This window comes from Paenibacillus sp. FSL K6-2862 (assembly GCF_038005125.1).
GTDB classification, from domain to species: domain Bacteria; phylum Bacillota; class Bacilli; order Paenibacillales; family Paenibacillaceae; genus Paenibacillus; species Paenibacillus illinoisensis_A.
The window spans coordinates 323755-346652 of sequence record NZ_JBBOSN010000002.1 but is presented as its reverse complement, the minus strand read 5'-3'; the positions used below and the strand labels follow the sequence as shown (position 1 = coordinate 346652).

Annotated in this window: 19 protein-coding genes; 6 read left to right on the top strand and 13 right to left on the bottom strand. The window is 42.3% G+C overall.

Annotation, left to right across the window (positions count from 1 at the left end; genetic code table 11):
* Positions 1 to 398: 398 nt before the first annotated feature.
* The 3 genes from MHB82_RS31435 to MHB82_RS31425 form a co-directional block, all read right to left on the bottom strand.
* The gene (locus MHB82_RS31435) at positions 399 to 1745 is read right to left on the bottom strand and encodes an NtaA/DmoA family FMN-dependent monooxygenase (RefSeq protein WP_341177016.1); all 1347 of its coding nucleotides are present in this window, start codon (positions 1743 to 1745) and stop codon (positions 399 to 401) included.
* Between the two features lie 449 nt (positions 1746 to 2194).
* Positions 2195 to 2938 carry an NADPH-dependent F420 reductase gene (locus MHB82_RS31430; protein WP_341177015.1) on the bottom strand — a complete coding sequence of 248 codons (744 nt, stop codon included), beginning with the start codon at positions 2936 to 2938 and terminating at the stop codon, positions 2195 to 2197.
* A gap of 352 nt (positions 2939 to 3290) precedes the next feature.
* On the bottom strand, positions 3291 to 4022 hold the full coding sequence (locus tag MHB82_RS31425) for an NADPH-dependent F420 reductase (RefSeq protein WP_341177014.1): 732 nt from the start codon (positions 4020 to 4022) through the stop codon (positions 3291 to 3293).
* A 290-nt stretch (positions 4023 to 4312) separates the two neighbouring features.
* Here MHB82_RS31425 and MHB82_RS31420 point away from each other — a divergent pair, with 290 nt between their 5' ends.
* Positions 4313 to 4630, top strand: coding sequence for a winged helix-turn-helix transcriptional regulator (locus MHB82_RS31420; protein WP_341177013.1), 318 nt, complete (start codon positions 4313 to 4315; stop codon positions 4628 to 4630).
* A gap of 337 nt (positions 4631 to 4967) precedes the next feature.
* Here the strand turns inward: MHB82_RS31420 and nfsA are convergent, their stop codons facing one another.
* The 3 genes from nfsA to MHB82_RS31405 all read right to left on the bottom strand — a co-directional run bounded on the left by nfsA (position 4968) and on the right by MHB82_RS31405 (position 8573).
* Complete coding sequence (gene nfsA, locus MHB82_RS31415) at positions 4968 to 5708, bottom strand: oxygen-insensitive NADPH nitroreductase (RefSeq protein ID WP_341177137.1); 741 nt, start codon at positions 5706 to 5708, stop codon at positions 4968 to 4970.
* Positions 5709 to 6728: 1020 nt separating this feature from the next.
* Positions 6729 to 7727, bottom strand: a complete 999-nt coding sequence (locus MHB82_RS31410) for a zinc-binding dehydrogenase (protein WP_341177012.1) — start codon at positions 7725 to 7727, stop codon at positions 6729 to 6731.
* A 102-nt stretch (positions 7728 to 7829) separates the two neighbouring features.
* Positions 7830 to 8573, bottom strand: a complete 744-nt coding sequence (locus MHB82_RS31405; RefSeq protein WP_341177011.1) for an NADPH-dependent F420 reductase — start codon at positions 8571 to 8573, stop codon at positions 7830 to 7832.
* Between the two features lie 328 nt (positions 8574 to 8901).
* Between MHB82_RS31405 and MHB82_RS31400 the strand changes: the two genes are divergently transcribed.
* Entirely contained in the window at positions 8902 to 9222 is a 321-nt protein-coding gene (locus tag MHB82_RS31400) for a winged helix-turn-helix transcriptional regulator (RefSeq protein WP_127541275.1), read from the top strand.
* A gap of 230 nt (positions 9223 to 9452) precedes the next feature.
* Here MHB82_RS31400 and MHB82_RS31395 read toward each other — a convergent pair whose 3' ends face one another.
* The 3 genes from MHB82_RS31395 to MHB82_RS31385 form a co-directional block, all read right to left on the bottom strand.
* Positions 9453 to 10262 (bottom strand): NADPH-dependent F420 reductase, encoded by an 810-nt coding sequence (locus MHB82_RS31395; protein WP_341177136.1) that lies wholly within the window; start codon positions 10260 to 10262, stop codon positions 9453 to 9455.
* Positions 10263 to 10419: 157 nt separating this feature from the next.
* Positions 10420 to 11379, bottom strand: coding sequence for an NAD(P)H-dependent flavin oxidoreductase (locus tag MHB82_RS31390; protein ID WP_341177010.1), 960 nt, complete (start codon positions 11377 to 11379; stop codon positions 10420 to 10422).
* A 1204-nt stretch (positions 11380 to 12583) separates the two neighbouring features.
* Complete coding sequence (locus MHB82_RS31385; protein WP_341177135.1) at positions 12584 to 13990, bottom strand: DHA2 family efflux MFS transporter permease subunit; 1407 nt, start codon at positions 13988 to 13990, stop codon at positions 12584 to 12586.
* A gap of 216 nt (positions 13991 to 14206) precedes the next feature.
* Here MHB82_RS31385 and MHB82_RS31380 point away from each other — a divergent pair, with 216 nt between their 5' ends.
* A complete protein-coding gene (locus tag MHB82_RS31380; protein ID WP_341177009.1) occupies positions 14207 to 14527 on the top strand; it encodes a winged helix-turn-helix transcriptional regulator in 321 nt (106 codons plus the stop codon).
* A 797-nt stretch (positions 14528 to 15324) separates the two neighbouring features.
* Here the strand turns inward: MHB82_RS31380 and MHB82_RS31375 are convergent.
* On the bottom strand, positions 15325 to 15867 hold the full coding sequence (locus MHB82_RS31375) for a recombinase family protein (RefSeq protein WP_341177008.1): 543 nt from the start codon (positions 15865 to 15867) through the stop codon (positions 15325 to 15327).
* A 156-nt stretch (positions 15868 to 16023) separates the two neighbouring features.
* Between MHB82_RS31375 and MHB82_RS31370 the strand changes: the two genes are divergently transcribed.
* Genes MHB82_RS31370 through MHB82_RS31360 form a run of 3 tightly spaced genes read left to right on the top strand, consistent with a single transcriptional unit; the run spans position 16024 to position 18500 of the window.
* Positions 16024 to 17487 (top strand): SulP family inorganic anion transporter, encoded by a 1464-nt coding sequence (locus MHB82_RS31370; RefSeq protein ID WP_341177007.1) that lies wholly within the window; start codon positions 16024 to 16026, stop codon positions 17485 to 17487.
* A 14-nt stretch (positions 17488 to 17501) separates the two neighbouring features.
* Positions 17502 to 17921, top strand: a complete 420-nt coding sequence (locus MHB82_RS31365) for a universal stress protein (protein ID WP_341177006.1) — start codon at positions 17502 to 17504, stop codon at positions 17919 to 17921.
* 57 nt (positions 17922 to 17978) lie between these two features.
* Positions 17979 to 18500: an NUDIX hydrolase gene (locus MHB82_RS31360; RefSeq protein WP_341177005.1), complete on the top strand. Its 522-nt coding sequence runs from the start codon at positions 17979 to 17981 to the stop codon at positions 18498 to 18500.
* 366 nt (positions 18501 to 18866) lie between these two features.
* Here the strand turns inward: MHB82_RS31360 and MHB82_RS31355 are convergent, their stop codons facing one another.
* The 3 genes from MHB82_RS31355 to MHB82_RS31345 form a co-directional block, all read right to left on the bottom strand.
* Entirely contained in the window at positions 18867 to 19268 is a 402-nt protein-coding gene (locus tag MHB82_RS31355; RefSeq protein WP_341177004.1) for a stage II sporulation protein M, read from the bottom strand.
* Between the two features lie 506 nt (positions 19269 to 19774).
* On the bottom strand, positions 19775 to 21172 hold the full coding sequence (locus tag MHB82_RS31350) for an NtaA/DmoA family FMN-dependent monooxygenase (protein ID WP_341177003.1): 1398 nt from the start codon (positions 21170 to 21172) through the stop codon (positions 19775 to 19777).
* Between the two features lie 588 nt (positions 21173 to 21760).
* Complete coding sequence (locus tag MHB82_RS31345) at positions 21761 to 22732, bottom strand: NAD(P)H-dependent flavin oxidoreductase (RefSeq protein WP_341177002.1); 972 nt, start codon at positions 22730 to 22732, stop codon at positions 21761 to 21763.
* Between the last annotated feature and the right edge of the window lie 166 nt (positions 22733 to 22898).

Sequence of the window (22898 nt, the reverse complement as noted above, 5' to 3'; positions counted from 1 at the left end):
ACAGCGCATAATCTGCAAGCATGCCCGCGTCGAAACCATCAAACCCAGTATCATCTACCAATGCGATGGCGACTTCGCGGTCACGCTTCCTGTCACCGGCGACGGGAACCGCGATGCGGCCCGCCTCCCCCTTGGACCGTCCTTGTGTCTCGAAGGATGCCATTCCAATTGAGTTCCATGCTTTGGTAATTGGGCGTCAGAAATAGTCGCGAACCCACTCGCTCTCGACTTCCCCTGCCTTAAGCTCAGGGTTCTTACCGTCGCTGTTGCCGCGCACGCACCGGTGTCAAGAACATCGGCTGCAATGCTTCCCCGGAAGGCGAATCTACCGCGCTAGGCGTTTTTCAACACCCCATACCCGTCGATGAGCGCCATACCGAGGATGGTCTCCTTGTCAGTTAACGGATTTCTCCTGTCGAGCCGGTTGCAATGCGTGGGTCGAGTCCGTACTGCGGTGGCAGTCCCAGGTGATCGCGGAGGGTCTTACCCTCGTATCCATCATTGAAGATGCCACGTTCGCGCAGGATTGGCACAACGCGATCAACGAAATCGTCGATTCCGGTGTGGAAGTCGTCGAAGTTGACCAAGAAGCCGTCCGCTGCTCCGGCTTCGAACCATTCCTGGAGGTGGTCGGCGGCCTGCTCGGCGGTGCCGACCACGGAAGGGATGGGATCGAACACGGCGTGGGCGAGGATGTCGCGGGGCGACCAGCCTGCTTTGGCCAACTCGACTGCGCGTGCGGACCGATCATCCTGCGGATGCTCCCGGACGGAGGCGAGCTGCGCCGTGGTGAGGGGCTCGTCGGGCAGAGTAAGTTCCTGTTGCAGGCCGAGGTAGGCGCTTAGGCGTGACATCGGCCCGCGGATGTCTATCCGGTCATCGAGCGCACGACGTGCGTTTAGAGCTTGGCGTTCGGTGTCACCGATGGTGAAGCCGGCGAATGCGATGAACTTGATTTCCTCGGGATCCCTGCCTGCCTGTGCTGCGGCCTGTCGCACGGTGTGGCGCTGGACTCGGCTTTCCTCGATGCTGAACGGCATTCCGATGACGACGTTTGCGTACATTCCGGCCGCTTGCAGGCCGTAGCCGCTGCTGGCGGGCATGATGATGACCGGCTGGCCCTGCTCGGACGGTGGGACAGGAAGGGGGCCACGTGCTCCGACGTGCCTACCTTGCAGGTTGACCGGTCGGATATAGGACGGGTCGGCGAACATGCCGGCTTGGTCAGGCTGGCCCGCCTCGTACCCCCAGCTTCCCCAGAGCGCGTGGACGACCTGCATCACTTCGTGGAGACGCTCGTACTTGTTCTCCCGGGGCGGTAGAACCTTGCCGAAGTTCGCGAAGGCGTCGGGTTCGTAGCTCGGTACGGCGTTCCACCCGGCCCGGCCGTGGCTGATGACGTCGAGAGCCTTGAGCTGACGGGCCAGCAGATATGGCTCGGTGAAGGAGGTGGACGCCGTGCCGATCAGTCCGATTCGTTCGGTCGCCTGGGCCAACGCCGAGAGGGTGATGATCGGGTCCATGTTCATCAGGGGCGGTGACGTGGCCAGGTCTCCAATCATGAAGAGACGGTCGGCCACGAAGACGAAATGCAGTCCACCTCGTTCCGCAGCCTTTGCCTGCTCCACCGTGACATCGATGTTCGTGTAGGACCCGGGGTCCACGTGCGGCATCCGCCATGTGGCGGGGTGATTACCAAAGTTGTTCCCTAGGCCCACGCCCAGAATCATGTGCTTGTTTTTCATTTCCGGCGTACCTGCGTCTGTGTCGAGGGCATCCCCATATAGTTGAAGCCAACCCCTTCAATAAGAGCACCCAGTTTTAATTTTTTTCTATTATTCATTGATAAGCCTTCTTTCTGACTAGAATATCATCTTAGTAAAACAGACATAGTTGTAGTATTGCTTAGTAGCCATTTTATACTTCGCCCTGTCACTGAAGTGAAAACAACATGTCTCCCTGTAAAATCAAAAAATTGAATGAGGGTGTCAAATCTCAGTTAACAGAAGGACCGGGATGACGATTGCAAAATCCATCAAATTGTCTCCCTATCTATACAATGTTCTTGTCGTAAACTCGGAAAAAACTTGTTTCCTTAAACAAAAGCCTGCTGCGGCGAGCTTACGAGCAAGAAACCACCCATAAAATCCCGTTCCTCCAAGAATCCTAATTGCATGATGCAGGGAACCAGCCTTTACATTTGCAGGGCGCGGCTGATCCTGATGATCGTCTCCGCGTCGGCATTTTTTCCTGGACCGAACCGCTCCGCAAAGATGGCGACTGACAAGTCGCGACGCTTGGGAAGCCGTTCCCGCTCAGCTGCAGCCAGCGCAGGACCGATCTCGTCATAACTTAGGTTAGTGCAATAGACAGGTGAGCCGGGTTGCTGACGCCAGGACTCCGCAAGCATTCCCGCGTCATAACCATCGAAGCCGGTGTCATCCATCAAAGCAATTGCGACTTTACGGTCACTGGCACGATCGCCTGCAATAGGAATAGCAACCCGGTTTGGGTGCCCCTTGACCTGCCCATTCTCGGCGAAGGGAGCCGCTCCGATTGCATTCCATGCCTTAACGACTGGTCGTCCGAAGTAATCCTGGACCCACTCACTCTCAACCTGACCCGCCTCAATCGCCGGGTTCAGGGCACGTTGCGGGAAATAGTTGGAGGTGTCGATTACCAGCGTCTGATCGGGCAAAGCAGCCACCAGGTGTCTCACCTTCTCGAAGCCGGTATGAGGCATGGAAAGGATCACCACGTCCACATTGCTTACCGCATCCTCCGCCGTAGCGGCTCTCGCGCCAGTTTCCAACACCTCGGTTGCAATTGTTTCGGGGCCGCGTGAATTTGCCACTTTCACGTCGTGACCAGCAGCAGCGAGCTTGCGGGCAAGCGTGGTGCCGATAGTACCTGCTCCAAGAATACCTATTTTCATCATTGTTGTTTGCTCCTTTCAATTTTCAATTGAAGATCATTCAATCAAGGGATTGGCCAGCGCTTCGAGCGTGAAGCGAAGGTCTTGCATCCCAGCTTCCGTTAGCTGGCAGATTCTTAAGACTCTCACTATAATCCTGACGTATTTGGGAGGAATTTATCCAAGGACATACAAATATCAAAATCAACACTAACTCTCATAGTTAAAACTCCTCTAGCCAAAGAACACTTAGCAAACTAAATATCTAAGTATATTTTCAGTTGTCAACGTCACTACATTGATTGCTCTTACTCAGTGAACCTCTTCCCCGTTAGTTGAACATCCATCACATTAGTTCAAGAGCGGTTCATATAACTTATGAATTATAAATTTCTCTACTTATATTAACAACATCTTTATCTGAATATCCTGCAAGAGCTGATAACTTCTCTAATACCTTATTCCGTAGGAATGGGGCTTTTTCTTTGTTTGCATATTTTAATGCATTGGTTAGTTCCTCTTTTGTTAGTTCTGTGCAATATGCAGGAGTTCCTGGCTGGTGTCTCCACGAATCAATTAAAGAACCACTATCTACTGTATCAAATCCCATTTCATTTACGATCTTCTTGATTGTTTGCTTCTGCGATTGACTATCCCCAGCAATTGCCATAGCTATACGACCTTGACTGCCTTCTGTTTTTCCTTTCTTTTCTAAAGTTTCGGTTAATAAGTTGTTAAATGCCTTAATTATTGGTCTACCTAACTGATTTGAAACCCAAACACTTTCAACCATTCCGTCCTCTATTTCTTCGATTTTATTGTCTCTAATAAAAGGAGCATAATTTGAAGTGTCTACAACGATCACTTCGTCTCCAACTTTTTCTATAACATTACGAATGCTAGGCAATGCAGGTAAAGGTATTGAAATGATGAGAACATCAATATTTTCAATTACATCTTCTACACTCACAGGTGTTCCTGTAAGTTCTTTTCCTTCCAAACGTTCAATCCCCCGAGCATCTGCAATTTTGACTTCATGTCCATTCTTAACTAATTTATTTGAAATAGTTGACCCGATTTGTCCTGCACCTATAATTCCAAATTTCATTTTCATTCCTCCTAAATAATCAATGTTCTAAATAATACTTATTCCCGGTTTGAGTAATTTAATTACATGCACTAGAGAACATTGGAGTCTAAGAACACAAGCAATAAATTCTCTCCGCTAATTGAACGTAGTAATTTCTCTTGCTAGACTAGACTTGCTATTGAAATCTTATTAGAGTAGCTTATTTAGAACAAGTACGTTTTTTTTTAGAACATACTACTAAAAATGATACTAATGAGGTTTTTCACACACTTTTAGGAGCAAAATATAATATTTTTGGAGGAAAACATATGAACCACAGCAAGAAGTATTCGTATGATTGTGGAATAAACAAAGTACAAAGAATAGTTGGTGGGAAGTGGAAATTATCGCTATTATGGTATATTTCCGAAGAAACAAGAAGATTTGGGGACATTAAACGAGCTTTACCGGATATTACACAATCGATGCTAACGAAGCAACTCAGAGAATTAGAAAATGATGGACTAATACATCGCGAAGTTTATAAAGAGGTTCCACCCAGAGTGGAATATACCTTAACAAATCTTGGTCAGCGGTTTTTGCCAATCCTTAAAAGTATGTCTGAATGGGGAGATTCCAATCTATAATATGAGTCAATCTTTTATATGAAATGAAAAGATTGTTCAAACAGCCGGCTGGCTGTTTTTCATTTCATCCTTAAAGAAAAGTTTAAAAGAGTGTTCCAGAACAATATTTACTTATTAGCTCGTTTGTAAGTAGTAGAAGTTATGGGCATTTCTAAATCTTTATTAAACTAACCTGCCCGTTAGTTTAAGCAAAAGAGCAGCTGCCAATGGGCAACTGCTCTTTTGCTGTTTTTAATTAACGTTTCCTTTTAGTTACTAGCGATACCATGATGGAAAGCTTATTGTACCGCAGACCGCACTTCCATTTCTATATCTACTTGTAATTCAATTTAACGAATTACTTTTTTGCATATCCTTGTTTATTTAAATACTCAAGCATGAAGGGCTGTTTACTTCTTTCAAGATGTTCTTCAATATGATCTTTCCATCCCCTTACTCTCTTCACTGTGAATGGCGCGCTAACAGGACGGTCTTGATAATACTCACGCATTTGCTGGTCATAAACTGCTAATTTTTCTTCATCTAATGGTCGGTACTGATTATCAAACATTACCATCGATTGAGGCAAACGTGGTTTTAGTCCAGGTTTCTTTCCATTAGGATGGCCTAAACATAACCCTACTAAAGGAATTACATACTCTGGTAAATTTAATGCCTCAGTTAATTCTGTAATATTAAGTCTTATTGCACCAATATATACACCACCGAGTCCCATTGATTCAGCAGCAGTTAAAGCATTTTGAGCCATTAGCGCAGCATCGAATGAACCAATTAAAAGAAATTCAATATGCTCAAGGTCAACATCCGGAGCGATTTGATGATTTCGGTTAAAATCTGCACAAAAAATCCAAAACTCTGCCGCTTCTTCAATATAAGGTTGGTTGGCAGAAAGTTGCATCACCTTTTTTCGAAGATCTCGATCTGTAATTCTAATAATGGAAACAGCCTGTAGAAGGCTAAAAGACGAAGTTTGACTAGCTGCCTTAAAGATTGCCTCTCGTTGTTCCTCTGTTAGTGGTTGATCTGTAAAAGATCGAATGGATGTGTGATTGTGAAGCAATTCAAGTGTATTATTCATTTGAAACTCCTCTGCTTGTGTTTTTAGTATTTCTGTACTCCATATTTGTAAGTAACTCTCATATTCCACATCCATGACTTTTAGCATAAATGCTGTGAACTGACGCGGTAAGTTATATAAATGTATAAATGTATGTCGTTGATAGTGTAGTAACAAGCTCGATATCTTTGTTTCTCCGCTACAGCCATGAGTGCTAACATAGACTCATGGAGAACATTGGATTCTAAGGATACAAGCTTTTTCCTTTATCTAAAAAAAGAAATATACCCCTTATCGAAAGTGGTTATGGTATGTCTATAAAATTTTTATTTAGTGTACTAATACCTGAAGCTGGTTAGTACGCTAAATAAAAATTTAAGAGTGAGTAAACTTACAATAAGTTATTCTTCATTGGATTCAGCCGCCTTAAAACAAACGGTCTTCAGGTGAAATTGGTCCAGCAATTCTTGTTGCTGGTTCCATTTGAATCTAACGGGGTTCTCTAATGCTTTGCTTTATCTGTTAGAAAGATTTGAATAGCTCTTGCATCTTGATCACCACTTTTGCGGTATATAAAACTGTTTACTCCAAAGATATTTGTTATCGTAGCTGGCTCGCTATTTAAATCTTTACACAGCTGCATCTGCGTTACTCCTTTATCTAACCACAAACGAGAACGTAAATTATCTTGGTTTACATAAAAGTTAATTTCACTTGATATTCGCTATAATCTCGACGCATTTGAGAGGAAATTCTATCTAACACCTGACGAGTATCACAATCCACTGTATCTGCCATTAATATTTCTCCTTATGAGTCAAAGGACTACGTAAAGCGAAGGGCTTTGACTCATGAGGAGAAAGGGATCAGCGGTGCGTACCAGCTCTTTGGCATTTTGGTATCTGTTGCCACCGAAGACGCCGGTTGCATGAGTTTTATTCCTTTAAGTTTTGCTTTTCGAACCTTTTTCAACCATGTAGGCTACGCTTCAAACAGGGTATGTCTCCGATTCTACCTAATGTCACAGCAGTTCCGTTTTCTCTATGTGCCAGAGGTGTCGTGGCTTACGCGGGCGATAAGCTTACCGATGACACCCCCACCAAGACGTTCAAGTGCCTCTGGCACGTCAGTGAAGGATACAACCTGGTCGATCGGCATAGCGATCTTCCCCTCGGAGAACAGTCGCCCAAGTACAGTAATTGCCTCATCGCGCTCGTCGGGAGTACGTACACTGTGCAAGGCGCCGGTGACAGAGAAGCCTTTTATCTGGATCTTGAACGGCTCAATCTTCGGAAAATCTGAGCCACCAGCGAAACCGATCAGAACATACCGTCCGCCGATGGCAATCGCATCGAGTGCCTGATCGACTAAGGGTGATCCGACCGTGTCATATACGATGTCGGCACCCTTGCCTCCGGTCAGAGTGAGCACCTGCTCGCTCATCGACCCCGTCCCCAGATCGATGACATGGTCCGCACCTTGCTCACGGCAGAACGTGGCCTTCTTTGCGTCACGCACGGTAGCAATTACGTTCAGACCCAGAGCCTTGGCGAGCTGGATCGCGGTGGAACCCGTTCCACCCGTTCCACCGAGCACCAATACCGTCTCGCCCGTCTTTGCGCGAGCGCGATTGACTAAGCCGACATAAGCAACGTGAAACGTTCCCAGAAAAGCTGCGGCCTGCTCGTCGGACATGTCATCGGCTGCAGGCACCGCTCCGTCGCCTGACGATAGACAATATTCCGCCAATCCGCCAGAGTTGGCACCGCCGATTACTCGTGTGCCGACAGGAAACGGATAGCCCGGTCCCGCTACCTCGACAATACCGACTACCTCTTGACCGGGCGTTACCGGCGGGGTCGGCGTTAGGAAATATCGACCTTCAAGCATCATGCGGTCAGGCAGACCTATGTTGGTTGCCAATACCCTAAGCAGCGCCTCACCCGGTCCTGGTACAGGAACGTCAATATCTACCAGCTTCAGGACATCGCTGGGTTTGCCAAATCTTTCTGCGCGCCAAGCTTTCATTTTCGTTTTCATTTTTCAATCGACTCCATTCTCAACTCATTTTCTCGGTCCAGTACACCACAGCAGATAGGCCTAACCATGCCGTCACAGCGCATAAGATACGGTGCCTGTCATTCACATGAACAATGCTCGGGCGATCCTCACGACCGTTTCGACGTCAGGAGATGACCGTTCGCCGACCCGCTCCTCAAACACTTGAGCGGCTATATCACGGCGTCGCGGAAGACGGTCGCGCTCTGCCGATGCGAGCGCCGGCCCCATCTCGTCATAGGTCAGATCGGTAATGTAGGCTGGCGAGCCGGGCTGCTGCCGCCAAGAATCTGCAAGCATGCCCGCGTCGAAACCATCAAACCCAGTATCATCTACCAATGCGATGGCGACTTCGCGGTCACGCTTCCTGTCACCGGCGACGGGAACCGCGATGCGGCCCGCCTCCCCCTTGGACCGTCCTTGTGTCTCGAAGGATGCCATTCCAATTGAGTTCCATGCCTTGGTAATCGGACGTCCGAAATAGTCGCGAGCCCACTCGCTCTCGACTTTCCCTGCTTCAAGCTCAGGGATCACGCCGTCCCGGCCAGGGTGATAGTTAGAGATGTCGATTACCACCATCTGCTCGGGCAATGCCGCCACGAGGTGCCTGATTTTTTCAAAGCCTGTATGAGGCACGGTTAGGATCGCAACATCCACACCATTCAGCGCATCTTCCGCTGTTGCTGCGTACGCACCGGTTTCCAGTACATCGGCTGCAATGCTTTCGGGCCCCCGTGAGTTTGCCACCTTCACGTGGTGACCTGCTGCGGCGAGCTTACGAGCCAGAAGCCTGCCCATAAAGCCTGTTCCAAGAATTCCTATTTTCATGATGCTTCATCCTTTCAGTTAGAGATTATTAGTGCGATAGCTGAGCTATTTTTTCACAACTTCTACAGCTTTTCCTAATTGAGGCCCATGATAACATATCTTTCTCTTCTCAATTAGTTTGCTTCAGTTCTTGTTACAAAATGAATCCTCTCCGCTAATTGAACGTAGTAATTTCACTATGCTAGACTAGACTTGCTATTGAAATCTTATTAGAGTACCTTATTTAATACAAGTACGATTTTTTTTAGTACATACTACTAAAAATGATACTAATAAGGTTTTTCAAACATTTTTAAGAGCAAAATATAATATTTTTGGAGGAAAACATATGAACCACAGCAAGAAGTATTCGTTTGATTGTGGAATAAACAAAGTACAAAGAATAGTTGGTGGGAAGTGGAAATTATCGCTATTATGGTATATTTCCGAAGAAACAAGAAGATTTGGGGACATTAAACGAGCTTTTCCAGATATTACGCAATCGATGCTAACAAAGCAACTCAGAGAATTAGAGAATGATGGACTATTACATCGCGAAGTTTATAAAGAGGTTCCGCCCAGAGTGGAATATACTTTAACAAATCTTGGTCAGCGGTTTTTGCCAATCCTTCAAAGTATGTCTGAATGGGGAGATTGCAATTTAGAATAAGAATTGATCTTTTATTATGAGAAAAAAGATTGTTTAATAAACAGCCGGCTGGTGACCGGCTGTTTGTTCTTACATGCACTTAAAGAACAGTTCAAATGAAAACAGATTAAACAAGTAAAGAGTAGTGTTTCAGAAGCAAAAATCACTTATCAGCCCGTTTTAAGTAGTAGAAGTTATAGGCACTTTTAAAACTTCGTTAACCAACCTGCCCGTTAGCTTAACGTCAAAACTTAAGATTTAAATATTTCCCTATTTACATTAATCACATCTTCATGTGTGTATCCACCGATAGACGCTGAAAGCTTCTCTATGGCCTGATCTCTTAATAACGGGGCTTTTTCTTTTTTCGCCTTCGTTAATGCTTCGGTTAGCTCCTCTTTTGTTAGTTCAGTACAGTACGCAGGGGTTCCTGGCTGTTGTCTCCACGAATCGCTTAAAGAACCACCATCAACGGCATCGAAGCCTAGTTCATTTGCGACACCCATGATTATTTTTTTATGGCATAGGTTATCACCAGCAATCGCTATGGCAATGCGTCCATGAGTCCCTTCGGATGCTCCACGATGTTCTAAAGTATAGGCTAAGAAATTGTTGAAAGCTTTAATGATAGGTCTACCTAGATGATTGGATACCCAAACACTTTCAACCATTCCTTTTTCAACCTCCTCAATTTTACCATTCCTTTGAGGATAATAATTTGAAGTGTCGACAACAACAACGTCCTCTTCAACTTTATCTACAATGTTGCGAATGCTTGGCAGTGCATCGATAGGGATAGATGTTATAAGAACATCAATATTTTTTACTACATCTTCTACGGTCACAGGTGTTCCTGCAAGTTTTTTGCCTTCCAAGCGTTCAATCCCACGGGCATCTGCAATCCTGACATCATGTCCGTTCTCAACCAATTTTTTAGCAATATTAGATCCAATTGGTCCTGCACCTATAATTCCGAATTTCATATTCATTCTCCTATTCCATTTGAATTGACTTGTGTTGAGGATTGGGTTCCTCTTACAATAACTACGGTTCCAGAGCATTGACAACTCTACAATCAAAATCAGACAAAGGTGGGGTGGGGAGATATTTCCCCTTCTTTAGCAAGTTATTAAAAACCGCAATAGAATCCGCACGCTCTTTTTTTTGAGCAAACTGTGTGGAGTTCTCCGGTAACAGAATACCCCTTTGTGGTATGTTTTAATTAAAGTCTTGCATTAAATTATCAACCACTTCTTTTACAGTTCTTATTTCTTTGATTGGAGTGATTCCAGTGCCTACAGAAATATAACCATCGTTTGTATTTCCTTCTAGCATGCCGATACGCATTCCAATTGATCCACGCATCAATTTTGCTGTTTCTTCACGACTGGCACCTTGTTTATCCATTTCGACGAGTTTATTCGCTAATTTAGTAGGTAAAGAGCGATAATAAGCTGGTAAAGTACGGAACATTAGTAAATCTTCTGCTGTAGCATCTACAATCATTTGTTTCACGTTTTCTGCTGCTGGATTTTCTTTTGTTGGAATAAAGACACTACCAGCAAACACACCTTCAGCGCCTAAAGCGAATGCGGCACGCACGCCTCTGACATCCCCAATACCACCCGCTGCCAGTACAGGAGTATCTATAGCATCTACAATCATGGGAACAATCGAAAATGTTCCAATAACTCGTTCCGGAACCGTACCCCCTTCATCAAATCCTGTTGCTACATAAACATCTATTCCAAATTTTTCTGAAGCTTTTGCATCTTCAATAGTAGGAGTAAGAGGTCTATAAACAATTTTAATATTGTTTTCTTTTAATGGTTTAAAGATTCTTTCATCCAGCATACCGCCTACATGAACAACAGGAACTTTCTCGTCAATAACTGCCTCTAAAATTGGCCACGTGAAAGCTAAATCACGATTTACGACCACAGATACTCCAAATGGCTTATTCGTTAATGATTTTGTTTTTTGTATTTCAGTTCTCATTCTTTCCGCACTAATTTCGGGTGAACGAGTGATATCAACGTGACCGGCATTTGGACCTAGAAATCCTAATCCACCAGCATTGCTTACCGCTGCAACAAATTCGGCATTAGTAACCCAAGACATCGGGCCCTGTATAATGGGTTTTTCTATATTTAATATTTCACATATTCTATTATTCATCATTGAATCCTCTCAACTGAATTTGAATGTAGTAATTTTACTTGTTACTGTAATTTTGTAATGATTTTTCTTACAAGAGTTGCTATTGAGAATCTTATTAAAGTATTTTACTTTTATCAAGTACTACTATTTATAGAACATACTACTAAAAACAATACTAATGAGATTTTATACACTTTTAAGAGGTACTATCAAGGGGGGCTAAGTGGCCTGCAAACACCAATCCAAACCCTTTTCTATAGCGAAGCACACTGTGTCGGCTCGAACCCATCATGTATAAATCCAGTATCAGGGATTCATTCCCTGATATTTCATCTTACTATAACGGTGGTTGGCTGAAAAATTTCGCAAAAACGAAAGAACCTGGTTTAGGTATTAAGGGAATTCATAGGACTCTTGTGTACGTTGTAAGGCTAATGCAGTTAAATCCATCTGTCCCCGATGCTCTTCCTATTCCAAGGTCAACGCTGCCCGAATATAGCGCTTCAAGCAATGTAAAGTTTCCCACCACTTTCAGAGGGCTATGGTTTGGCAACATAATTTCGCCTGAACCGTCACCGTATATTCTGGGTATGTGCAATCACGTGCAGACTTAACAAATCGGGAGACTTACTCATTTGGATGGGATTATTATGATGCTCCGTAAACCAGAATCTCTTATACCTAATCTGTCAGCTAATTGGCTCTTATTATTCTTAATAGGCTCCAAGGAACTAAAATAATCTAATCCCATTCCTTCCAAGCAACTTCCACTAGTTAGTAGACAAAGTACCCAATGGCTCTGTATTACCTTGGTTACATGATATAGCTTTGCCTTTGTCTGTAAAAAAATCGCATTAACCTTGCGTCATGTTCATCACGTTTAAGGTATATAAATCCATTTACGTCTAGCCATTTAACCATATTTGTTACCGTGGTTCGCATTTTATATATTCACATAGGTTCATTTGTATTAACCCATCGCTTAACCACTAACCATAAAGTAAAATATCTTTGCCTACATAAAGGTTAAGTTCCTTAGAGATTTGCTGTTTGTCACACAGAAAAAGAGCCGCAGCAGCGGCCCTTTTGTTTAAGGAAGTTCTTCACAATGAGTGTGTCAGGATGATACCAGATCATAAAATTCCAACTGACACTCAATTTCCCCTTCCATTTAATGTGAACATTCTCCACATATATCGGTAAGGGACTCGTTGACAAAAAATCAATGTGGTGAATGCACCTCTTCGCGGTTGTTTACGACACGGCGAACGAAGATCGCTATAACAAAGCCAATCATCCCTATTAAAATCATGTACAAGAACACGTTATGTGAACCCGCCGTCATCGCGTTTGCCACTTCGGCCTGTTTGGTCGGTGCGGAGGAGTTGCTCAAGTACTTCTCCATCCCCCCCGAAAGGATACTGACTGCAACAGCTATTCCAATCGCACCTGTAACCTGCTGTAGTGTGTTTAATATTGCTGTCCCGTGCGAATATAATTCTGGCGGTAATTGATTTAGTCCGTTCGTTTGAACTGGCATCCATATCATGCATATCCCAATCATCAGCCCTATATGCAAAGCTACGATAAAGCCCACTGAAGAAGCAGGAGATAGGGTAGTAAAGAACCATAACATGGCTGTAACGATCAGGAATCCAGGAATAACGAGCCATTTGGGTCCATATTTATCGAACAATCGCCCCATAGTCGGGGAGAGGAGACCCATGAGCGCACTGCCCGGTAAAAGCATGAGCCCCGCAGTGAACGCAGACAATCCTGCACCCGTCTGCAGAAACATCGGCAATATAACCATGCTCGCCATAAAAATCATTGGGCATAACACTACTAAAATTAGTCCAACGACATACATCGGATACTTAAAAACTCGCAAATTCATAATCGGATCATTCATTGAGTTCTGCCGTACGACAAACAATAACATAGCAACAAGCCCAACAGTAATCGATGTGATGACGGCCACACTGCTCCAACCTTCAACACCTTCGCCCGCCCTACTAAAGCCAAAGACAACTCCTCCAAATCCAATCGTTGACAATATCACAGACAGTAGATCAATCCGAGGATTTGTGACATCCGTAAGGTTTTCCAAATACTTCAAACCTACCAACAACCCTATAACCAAAAAGGGTAGTGATAACCAAAAGATGTAAGGCCAAGATAAATATCCGATTACTAGACCGCCAAAGGTCGGTCCGAGTGCTGGCGCAAACATGGTAACAAGTCCGACTAATCCCATTGCCGCTCCCCGCTTTTCATGCGGATATATGACCAGAACTGTATTGAATAAGAGTGGGATCAACATACTCATACCTGCTGCCTGTAAAACTCGCCCGAACAGTAACATTTCAAAATTAAACGCCAGAGCCGCGATCAATGTAGCGACGATTAAGCTGATGAGCGAACCTGTGAATAACTGTCTTGTAGTAAACTTCTGCATCAGAAGGCCACTTAGTGGCATTAAAATACCTAGAGTCAATAAGTACCCAGTTGTTAACCACTGTGCAGTAGGGGCTGAAATTTGGAATAACTCCATTAAATTAGTCAGCGCAACATTGAGAGCAGTTTCGCTAAGGAAGCCGAAAAAACCGCAGATAAGCAGGGATGTCATAATGGCACCCGTATTGTATTTTTTTATCTCTGAAGATTGCAATCTTTATTCCTCCATTATCTATAAATAATTTTTACTGGACTTGCATTTGTTATCTTATTGAAATATAGTGTTTTAAACAAGTACGATCTTTTATAGAACATACTATCAAAAACAATACTAATGTACTTTTTCACACTCTTTAAGAGCATAATATAAATTTTGGAGGAGAAAATAATGAACTACAGGAATTACTATTCGCCTGACTGTGGACTAAATAGAGTACAAAAAATGGTTGCTGGCAAATGGAAATTATCGCTATTATGCTATATTTCTGAAGAAACAAGAAGATTTGGGGAGATAAAACGAGTTTTTCCGGATATTACACAATCGATGCTAACGAGGCAACTCAGAGAATTAGAAAGTGATGGTCTCTTACATCGTGAAATTTATAAAGAGGTTCCACCAAGAGTAGAATATTCTTTAACAAATCTTGGCCAGCAGTTTTCACCAATCCTTCGTAGTATGTCTGAATGGGGAGATTTCAATTTAAAATAAGAGTTAATCTTTTATTATGAGAAGAAAAGATTGTTCAAACAGCCGGCTGGTGATCGGCTGTTTTTCATTTCATGACTCAATAACAGTTTAAATGGGAACAGATTAAGCAAGTAAAAAGAAGTGTTACAGAAACAATATTTACTTATTAGCCCTTTTGCGTAGAAGTTATGGGTTATGGGCATTTCTAAATCTTGATTAGACTAACCTGCCCGTTAGAAAAGGAGCAACTGCCAATTGCTAGTTGCTCCTTTATGTTTGAATTTACGATTCAAGTAACTTTAATGAGGCTTCTCAAAAAGAGACTAACATAAAGTGATACCAGATCCTTTCTCTATTCTACCGACAGAACGTTACCCATAGATAATAATAAGTCTATTATGAACCATACTCCAAAACCAATATAAATCACAGTAATAAAAGTAATTATCTTGTTAAAACCCTTATTAATAATAATAGCGAATAAGTAAAATAAAACAGAAACTAGTAGAGGGTTTTTCCAGTACCCCATTCCGAAGGAATATCTGTATAGAAAGTAAACAGTCGATATTAGCCAAAGTATTAGTGAGATATTAAAAATGATTATTTTAGTTTTCATTGAATAGTTCCTTCCAATTTTGTTCTATAGAGCGATATTAACACATCTCATGTTTATCATTGTAAGTTAATTCATGGTAATAAAATGAAAAACGTAACTGTTCGCTGTTCTGCCCGCTAAATTGAGTGTACCGTTAGATGAACAAAAGCAACCGATCTGTATATCAGCTGCTTTTGTTCATCTACATATAATTTAGTCTAACTTACGAACCTAAATAACGATACAGCGTTGTTTTACTGATGCCAGTTTCTTCACGAATCTCAGCAAGACTGTACTCTTTACTTTCATACATTTGTATCGCCTTCATTACGTTCCCATCCAATTTACGAGGGCGACCTAACTTAGTCCCCTTTTCCTTCGCTTCATCCATTCCTTTTTTCGTGCTTTCACTGCTTAAATCTCCTTGGAAATCAAGTAAAGCCTCCACATGCTCCAGAAAAAATCGACCAGAACTGTCCAGAGTATTCAAATTTTCATTCAGAGAATACAGATGGGCCTCTCGCTTATGAAATTCCTTCAGCAGATCGACAAGATGTTTTGTAGAGTCAGCTAAGGAGAATAACCGAGTAACAATGACGGCATCTCCTGCCTGGAGCTCGTTCATCATGGCATTTAGTTGCGTTCTTTGCTTTGCAGATGAATGTTCTTCCTTAAATATTCGATCACAGGTTTTACGCTTTAATATTTCGTGTTGATTTTGACATTTCGGGTCATCCTGAGATGGTCTCATGTAACCAATAATCATGTTAAAACTCCTAACTGCGAATGACATTAATAAACTATAACATAAACAAAGAACCAAAAAGGTTCCATTTTGGAACTGTTCGTGATAAGATCAATGTACTTCTATGACTTTTAGTCGAGTAAGAGTCATAAAAAAAGATAAGGAGTGGAAGTACACGTGATTGAACGGATTAAGACAGATTGGTTCTCTAATATTCGAGGGGACATATTAGCCGGGATTGTAGTGGCATTGGCACTCATCCCCGAAGCCATTGCATTTTCTATTATTGCTGGTGTTGATCCCATGGTGGGTCTGTATGCATCGTTTTGTATTGCTGTCATCATCTCATTTATTGGTGGCCGGCCCGGGATGATTTCTGCTGCTACCGGTGCCATGGCCTTACTAATGGTTCCTTTGGTCAAAGAACATGGCGTTCAGTATTTACTGGCTGCCACCATTCTCACTGGCGTTATCCAATTGCTTTTTGGCGTATTAAAAATCGGTAAACTCATGAAATTTATCCCGAGGGCTGTCATGATCGGCTTTGTGAATGCTCTCGCTATTCTGATATTCATGGCACAAGTTCCCCATTTTGTGGGCATATCCACGCTGACCTACATCTTCGTTGCAGTTACTTTAATTATAGTATATGTTTTACCCCGATTCTTCAAAGCCATTCCAGCACCTCTTATTGCCATTGTGGTTTTAACCGCAGCTGCAATTTGGGGTAACCTGGATTTAGGAACGGTTGGAGAGCTAGGGATTATCACGCAATCTCTTCCCTCATTCTTCATTCCTGATATTCCTTTTAATCTGGAAACATTGCAAATTATATTCCCTTACTCCATTTCACTGGCCATTGTCGGATTGGTTGAGTCTCTGCTGACGTCTTCTATCGTGGACGATATGACCGGTACGGATAGTAACAAAAACAAAGAAGCTCGCGGACAAGGTGTTGCCAACATTATTACGGGTTTCTTCGGCGGAATGGCAGGTTGCGCCATGATTGGACAGTCTGTGATCAATGTTAAATCTGGAGGGCGGGGGAGATTATCCACCCTCGTAGCTGGTGTATTCCTCATGTTCCTTATTCTTGTACTTGGGGGTGTCGTTGTTCAGATACCTATGCCTGTACTTGCCGGGATTATGATTATGGTCGCCATTGGAACATTTGACTGGCACTCCTACTCTTATCTCCGTAAGGCACCTAAAAGTGATGCACTCGTTATGCTGGTTACCGTTTTTGTCGTTGTAGCAACCGATAACCTTGCTATGGGTGTCATTGTAGGCGTCATTCTCAGTGCCGTATTCTTTGCCGCAAAAATTTCTAAAGTGAGTGTGAAGCAACTTTCCACGGAGAGAAACGTGAGGTTCGATGTGACGGGTCAATTATTCTTTGTATCGGTAGAAGGTTTTGTTGAGGCTTTTGACTTCAACATTGCTGACTCGGATATTATCATTGATTTTTCAAACGCACACATCTGGGATGATTCGGGTGTAGGCGCTGTTGATAAAGTGGTCATCAAATATCGGGAGAATCATAACCGAGTTACGATTAAGGGACTGAATACGTCAAGCGAAAAACTCATAAATAAGTTAGCGGTGTATCAGGATCCAAACGCACAGTTAAAATCACACTGATTGGAGAGATGAACATGTATCAACATATCTTCCTTGCTGCAGATGGCTCTAATAATGCCATTCGTGCAGCGAAGGAAGCGGCTTATATTGCATCATTAATCCCGGATGCCGAGGTTGAAATTCTGTTTGTTGTAGACTTATCCAAAGTCAAAGACGAAGTTCTCCATTCTCAGAATCATGAGGAGATTGAACTGAAACGTAAACAGAAACTTATTCCTGTTCAGCAAGAACTTACAGAGAAAAATGTAAAATATCGAGTTACTTTTATAAATGGTGATCCTGGCCCCAGGATTGTAGATTATGCGAACAAGAATAGTGTTGATCTGCTTATTATCGGTAGCCGGGGACTGAACACCTTACAGGAATTCGTACTTGGAAGCTTAAGTCATAAAGTTGTCAAAAGAGCCCATTGTCCATTCATGATTGTGAAATAAACGATGGGATGGATCACAGAGATCTCTGCAACCATACAGTAAAGGAAGTCAACAATAATGAGAATGATCCAAAAGTTAATCCATCCAGATACGCCTGGCCTAGACGGCCGAATTTATGAACGAAAAGCAGCACGTGGTATTATTATGCGTGGTTCTGAGATTCTTCTGCTCTATACCCGTAGATATAATGACTACAGTTTTCCCGGAGGCGGTGTGGAAGCTAATGAGGACCTGCTTAGTGGGCTAATAAGAGAAATAGCCGAAGAAACCGGTGCTATCCAGGTAGAAGTTACAAGCGATTTTGGCTATATCGAAGAGTATCGTCCCCATTACAATCCCGAATACGATCTGATTCATATGTTATCTTACTACTATGTCTGCAGCATACATGAACAGCTTGGAGAGGCACGACTTGAAGATTACGAAATGAACAATGGTATGTCTGCTGTCTGGATCGATATTCATCAGGCCATTATGCATAATCGACAGGTAATAAAAAACAAAGAGGCTTCCATGGGACTTTCTATTGAAAGAGAGACGATTGTTTTGGAGCTTATTGCATCCGAATTAATCTTTTAAATTTGAACATGAAACGCAATCTAATCAGTAAAGGCACCAAACTCTTGACCCAAACAGGCACAAGAGTTTGGTGCCTTTACTTCAACTAACCTGCCCGTTAGTTGAACAAAAGTAGCCGAGCATTCTGGTCAACTGCTTCTTTTGTTTTATTGGAGTAACGCTTTAAATTTATAAAACATTAGATGGAATTCCCTATTTTGTTCCCTTAGAACTCCTCAAATTTAGTGGTATCAGGTAATTTTCGCAAAACTTTAATATCCTGTAATGGTGGCAGACCAATTAACCTTCGATACCCGCGGTATAAGAAGAACAGCTTTTACTGTCCTTCTCAATCTCTACAAACGCTCTCGATTGTCGAATCTGTTACTAAAATAGGTTAAATATAATATCAGCTATGTAAGTCTCCAAAAATGCAGCTGCCATAATCATCGGTAATATTAATACTCCATAAATTTTTATTGTGCCTAAAATCTCCTTAACAAGAGGAACCTGATCTTTACCTTTCTTGAATACACTTCTAACTTTTTTTCTAATGACTCGATTTAACTCAAACAAAGCTGCTGCAAATAAACAAAATGCAAGAACTTCTACACAATAGTGAGGAATGGTAGACGAAATTTCCTTATTGATTTTTTCAAGCAATTTGGATATTAATAACTTTAGTGAGGAATTAACCTCATTTTTTACGAATTCCCCGTCTTCGTTCAATTTATTATTTGCTCCTGAAATTAATAATGCTCCACCATCGAATAGATTCGCATTTAACATACTTAAATTGAGTTGTAATGCTTGATGAGCATTTCCCCATCACATGAACCTGTAATAACCTCTACTGGTTTTGTGTAAAGCTCAGCAGACGATACCAACCATTCTAAAGCATTGTTTAAAACACCAGTACACCCTTAATATATTCGGGTGTATAGATAATGACTTGACTCCATCTGCTCTTGAAAGCAATTCTCTATATACTTGCACCTCTGCTGATGGTTTATCATTATCTAATTCACGATTAAAATGCGGGAGTTTTTCAATACCATTATATATTTCATATTCAACACTGTTGGGCATGAATTTTTTAGAATTGTAAGTGCTTTTTGAGTTAATTAATTTTTCCGACTACTTCCATAAGAATTTCTCATTCAATAAATACTGATTAAAAAATCACTTTCACTTCGGAAACTTGAAATAATCAAAATCACCTCTCAAATTATATTGAGGGGTGATTTTAATTATTTCATAGAGTCTGATTATACATCACAGATGTCTTCTTCCACCTATTTAGTTATGATACGTGGATCGAGTCCATATTGTAATGGTAGTCCGAAGTGATCACGGAAGGTTCTCCCTTCATAGTCATTATGGAAGATGCCACGTTCTTGTAAGACCGGCATAACGTGATTTACAAAGTCATCTATTCCAGTGTTAAAATCATCGAGAATAAGCAGGAATCCATCTGTTGCATCTGCTTCATACCACTCTTGCAGAAAGTCAGCGGCCTGCTCGCCAGTGCCAACTACCGTTGGGCATGAATCTAACACGGCATGAGCAAGAATATCGCGAGGGGACCATCCTGCTTTGGCTAGCTCAACTATATGTTGAGATGTAGTATCAAATGGATGTGTATGAACTGCAGCAAGCTGTGCTTCTGTAAGTGGTTCGTTAGGCCGAGTGAGTTCCTCATTCAGACCAAGGTAAGCACTCAAGAGTCTTAGCTGACCGTGGATGTCAATCTTATCATCGAGTGCAGCACGTTTATCAAGAGCTTCGCGTTTTGTATCCCCGATAGTAAACCCAGCAAATGTGATCAGCTTAACTTCATCAGGGTTACGACCTGCTTGTTCTGCGGCATTTCGTACAGAGTTACGTAATGTTCTACTTTCCTCGATGCTTGATGGTCTTCCAATAATGACATTGGCATACATAGCAGCTGCTTGTAGGCCGTAGCTACTGCCAGCAGGCATAACGACGACAGGCTGGCCTTGCTCAGACGGTGGGATTGGAAGTGGGCCACGTGTTCCGACGTGTTGACCTTGAAGGTTGACTGGTCGGACATGAGTCGGATCAGCAAACATGCCAGCTTGGTCAGGCTGACCTGCCTCATATTCCCAGCTACCCCAAAGTGCTTGAACGATTTGTACCACTTCATGGAGACGCTCGTACTTTTTCTCACGTGACGGTAGAGTCTTTCCGAAATTCGCGAATGATTCAGCGTCGAAGCTGGGGACAGCATTCCATCCAAGACGGCCACGGCTGATGACGTCAAGTGCCTTGAGTTGTCGTGCCAGTAAATAAGGTTCAGTGAAAGAAGTAGAAGCTGTGCCGATTAATCCGATGCGTTCTGTAGCCTGTGATAATGCAGCAAGAGTAATGAGTACATCTAAACTTTTTTCTGGTGGTGTTACGCTCAAGTCCTCCTTCATGAAGAAATAGTCAGCCAAGAAGATGAACTGTAGTCCACCGCGTTCAGCTGTCTGGATCTGTTTTACAGCGGCATCGATGTTCGTGTAATCATTAGGATCCGCGTGCGGCATACGCCATGCGCCCTGATGAGTACCAAAGTTGTTCCCTAAGGCTAGACCCAGAACCATTTGTTTCTTTTGTGTTTTTTGTGTACTTGCATCTGTGTTATCGACATTTTGAAAATCAGATTTGAATACTTTTTTATTATTCATAGTTAAGCCTTCTTTCTATTCAACAGGTTTATTTTAGACAAAATTTGTTGCATAATTGCAACCGCTATTCCAATTGCGCTAGCCAATAACTGACATTCTCTCTTTAGTTGTCTTGCTTGAACAGGGTAGAAAAGACAACTGATATTTAGCCTATTAAATAATAGTGTAGAAAATATTAAGTAAATACTTATTTCTCTGGATACTCTTTCGCCTTGTTGCCCAGATTCGTTCCTACTTGTGAGATTTACTGCTTCCGCTGTAAAAGGCCAGTTTTTTCTTCTACCTATTGCGATTCATTACGTACCAGCGTTCGCCTCTATTGTGATCATTTCCTTTTCTCCTTAAAGTTCGCAGTTTCCTAAAGTAAGGGAATGAGGAATGTTATTCTTCCATGAGTGAATTCAAACATGAAATAATTTTCTTCGCGCTTATCCCTGGTTTTTCTTTTATACAAGTAAGGATTATATCCTCGATTTTCAATGGCTACACCTCATTTAGGTAGTTAGCTATGGACTTAAGATCGTCTAACTTGAGAGATACCAATACATCATTGGTATTTAACCTATTAACTAACACATTGTCTAAAATTTAGTTAAAGTCTTGCATCAACGTATCGATCACTTCTTTTACAGTTCTGATTTCTTTGATTGGCGTAATCCCAGTACCTATAGAAATATAGCCCTCGTCTGTATTGCCTTCTAGCATACCGATACGCAGTCCATCAACCATCAATTTTGCTATTTCTTCACGACTAGCACCTTGTTTATCTATTTCGACGAGTTTATTCACTAATTTAGTAGGTAAAGAACGATAGTATGTTGGTAAAGTACGGAACATTAGTAAATCTTCTGCTGTAGCATCTACAATCATTTGTTTCACATTTTCTGCTGCAGGATTTTCTTTTGTTGGAATAAAGGCACTACCAGCAAACACACCTTCAGCACCTAAAGCAAATGCGGCACGCACGCCTCTAACGTCTCCAATACCACCAGCTGCCATTACAGGGGTATTAATAGCATCTACAATCATGGGAACAATCGAAAATGTTCCAATAACTCGTTCTGGAACCGTACCACCTTCATCAAATCCAGTCGCTACATAAACATTTATTCCAAGTTTTTCTGCAGCTTTTGCATCTTCAATAGTAGGAGTATTAGGTCTATATACAATTTTAATATTGTTTTCTTTTAATGGTTTAAAGATTTTTTCATACGGCAGACCCGGTAAACCGTTCACAAGAACAACAGGGACTTTCTCTTCAATAACTGTGTCTATAATCCGCCATGTGTAATTTAAATCACTACCTGCGATCACAACTGTTCCAAATGGCTTATTCGTTAATGATTTTGTTTTTTGTATTTCAGTTCTTAATCTTTCTGCATGTATTTCTGGTGAACGGGTAAGGGTTTTATCAACAATCTGACCGGCAGTTGCTGACAGAAATCCTAATCCACCAGCATTACTTACCGCTGCAACAAAGTCGGCATTAGTAAGCCAAGCCATTGGGCCCTGTATAATCGGTTTTTCTATGTTTAATATTTCACATATTCTATTTTTCATTATTGAATCCTCCTGCAGCCTTCTTCAGCTGAAATTAAATGTAATTTTCCCCGCCAGACTTGCTATTGCAAGCTTATTAGAGTATCTTTTTTCTAACAAGTACGATTTTTTTTAGAACATACTATTAAATTTCATACTAATGAGGTTTTACACGCCATTATGAGCA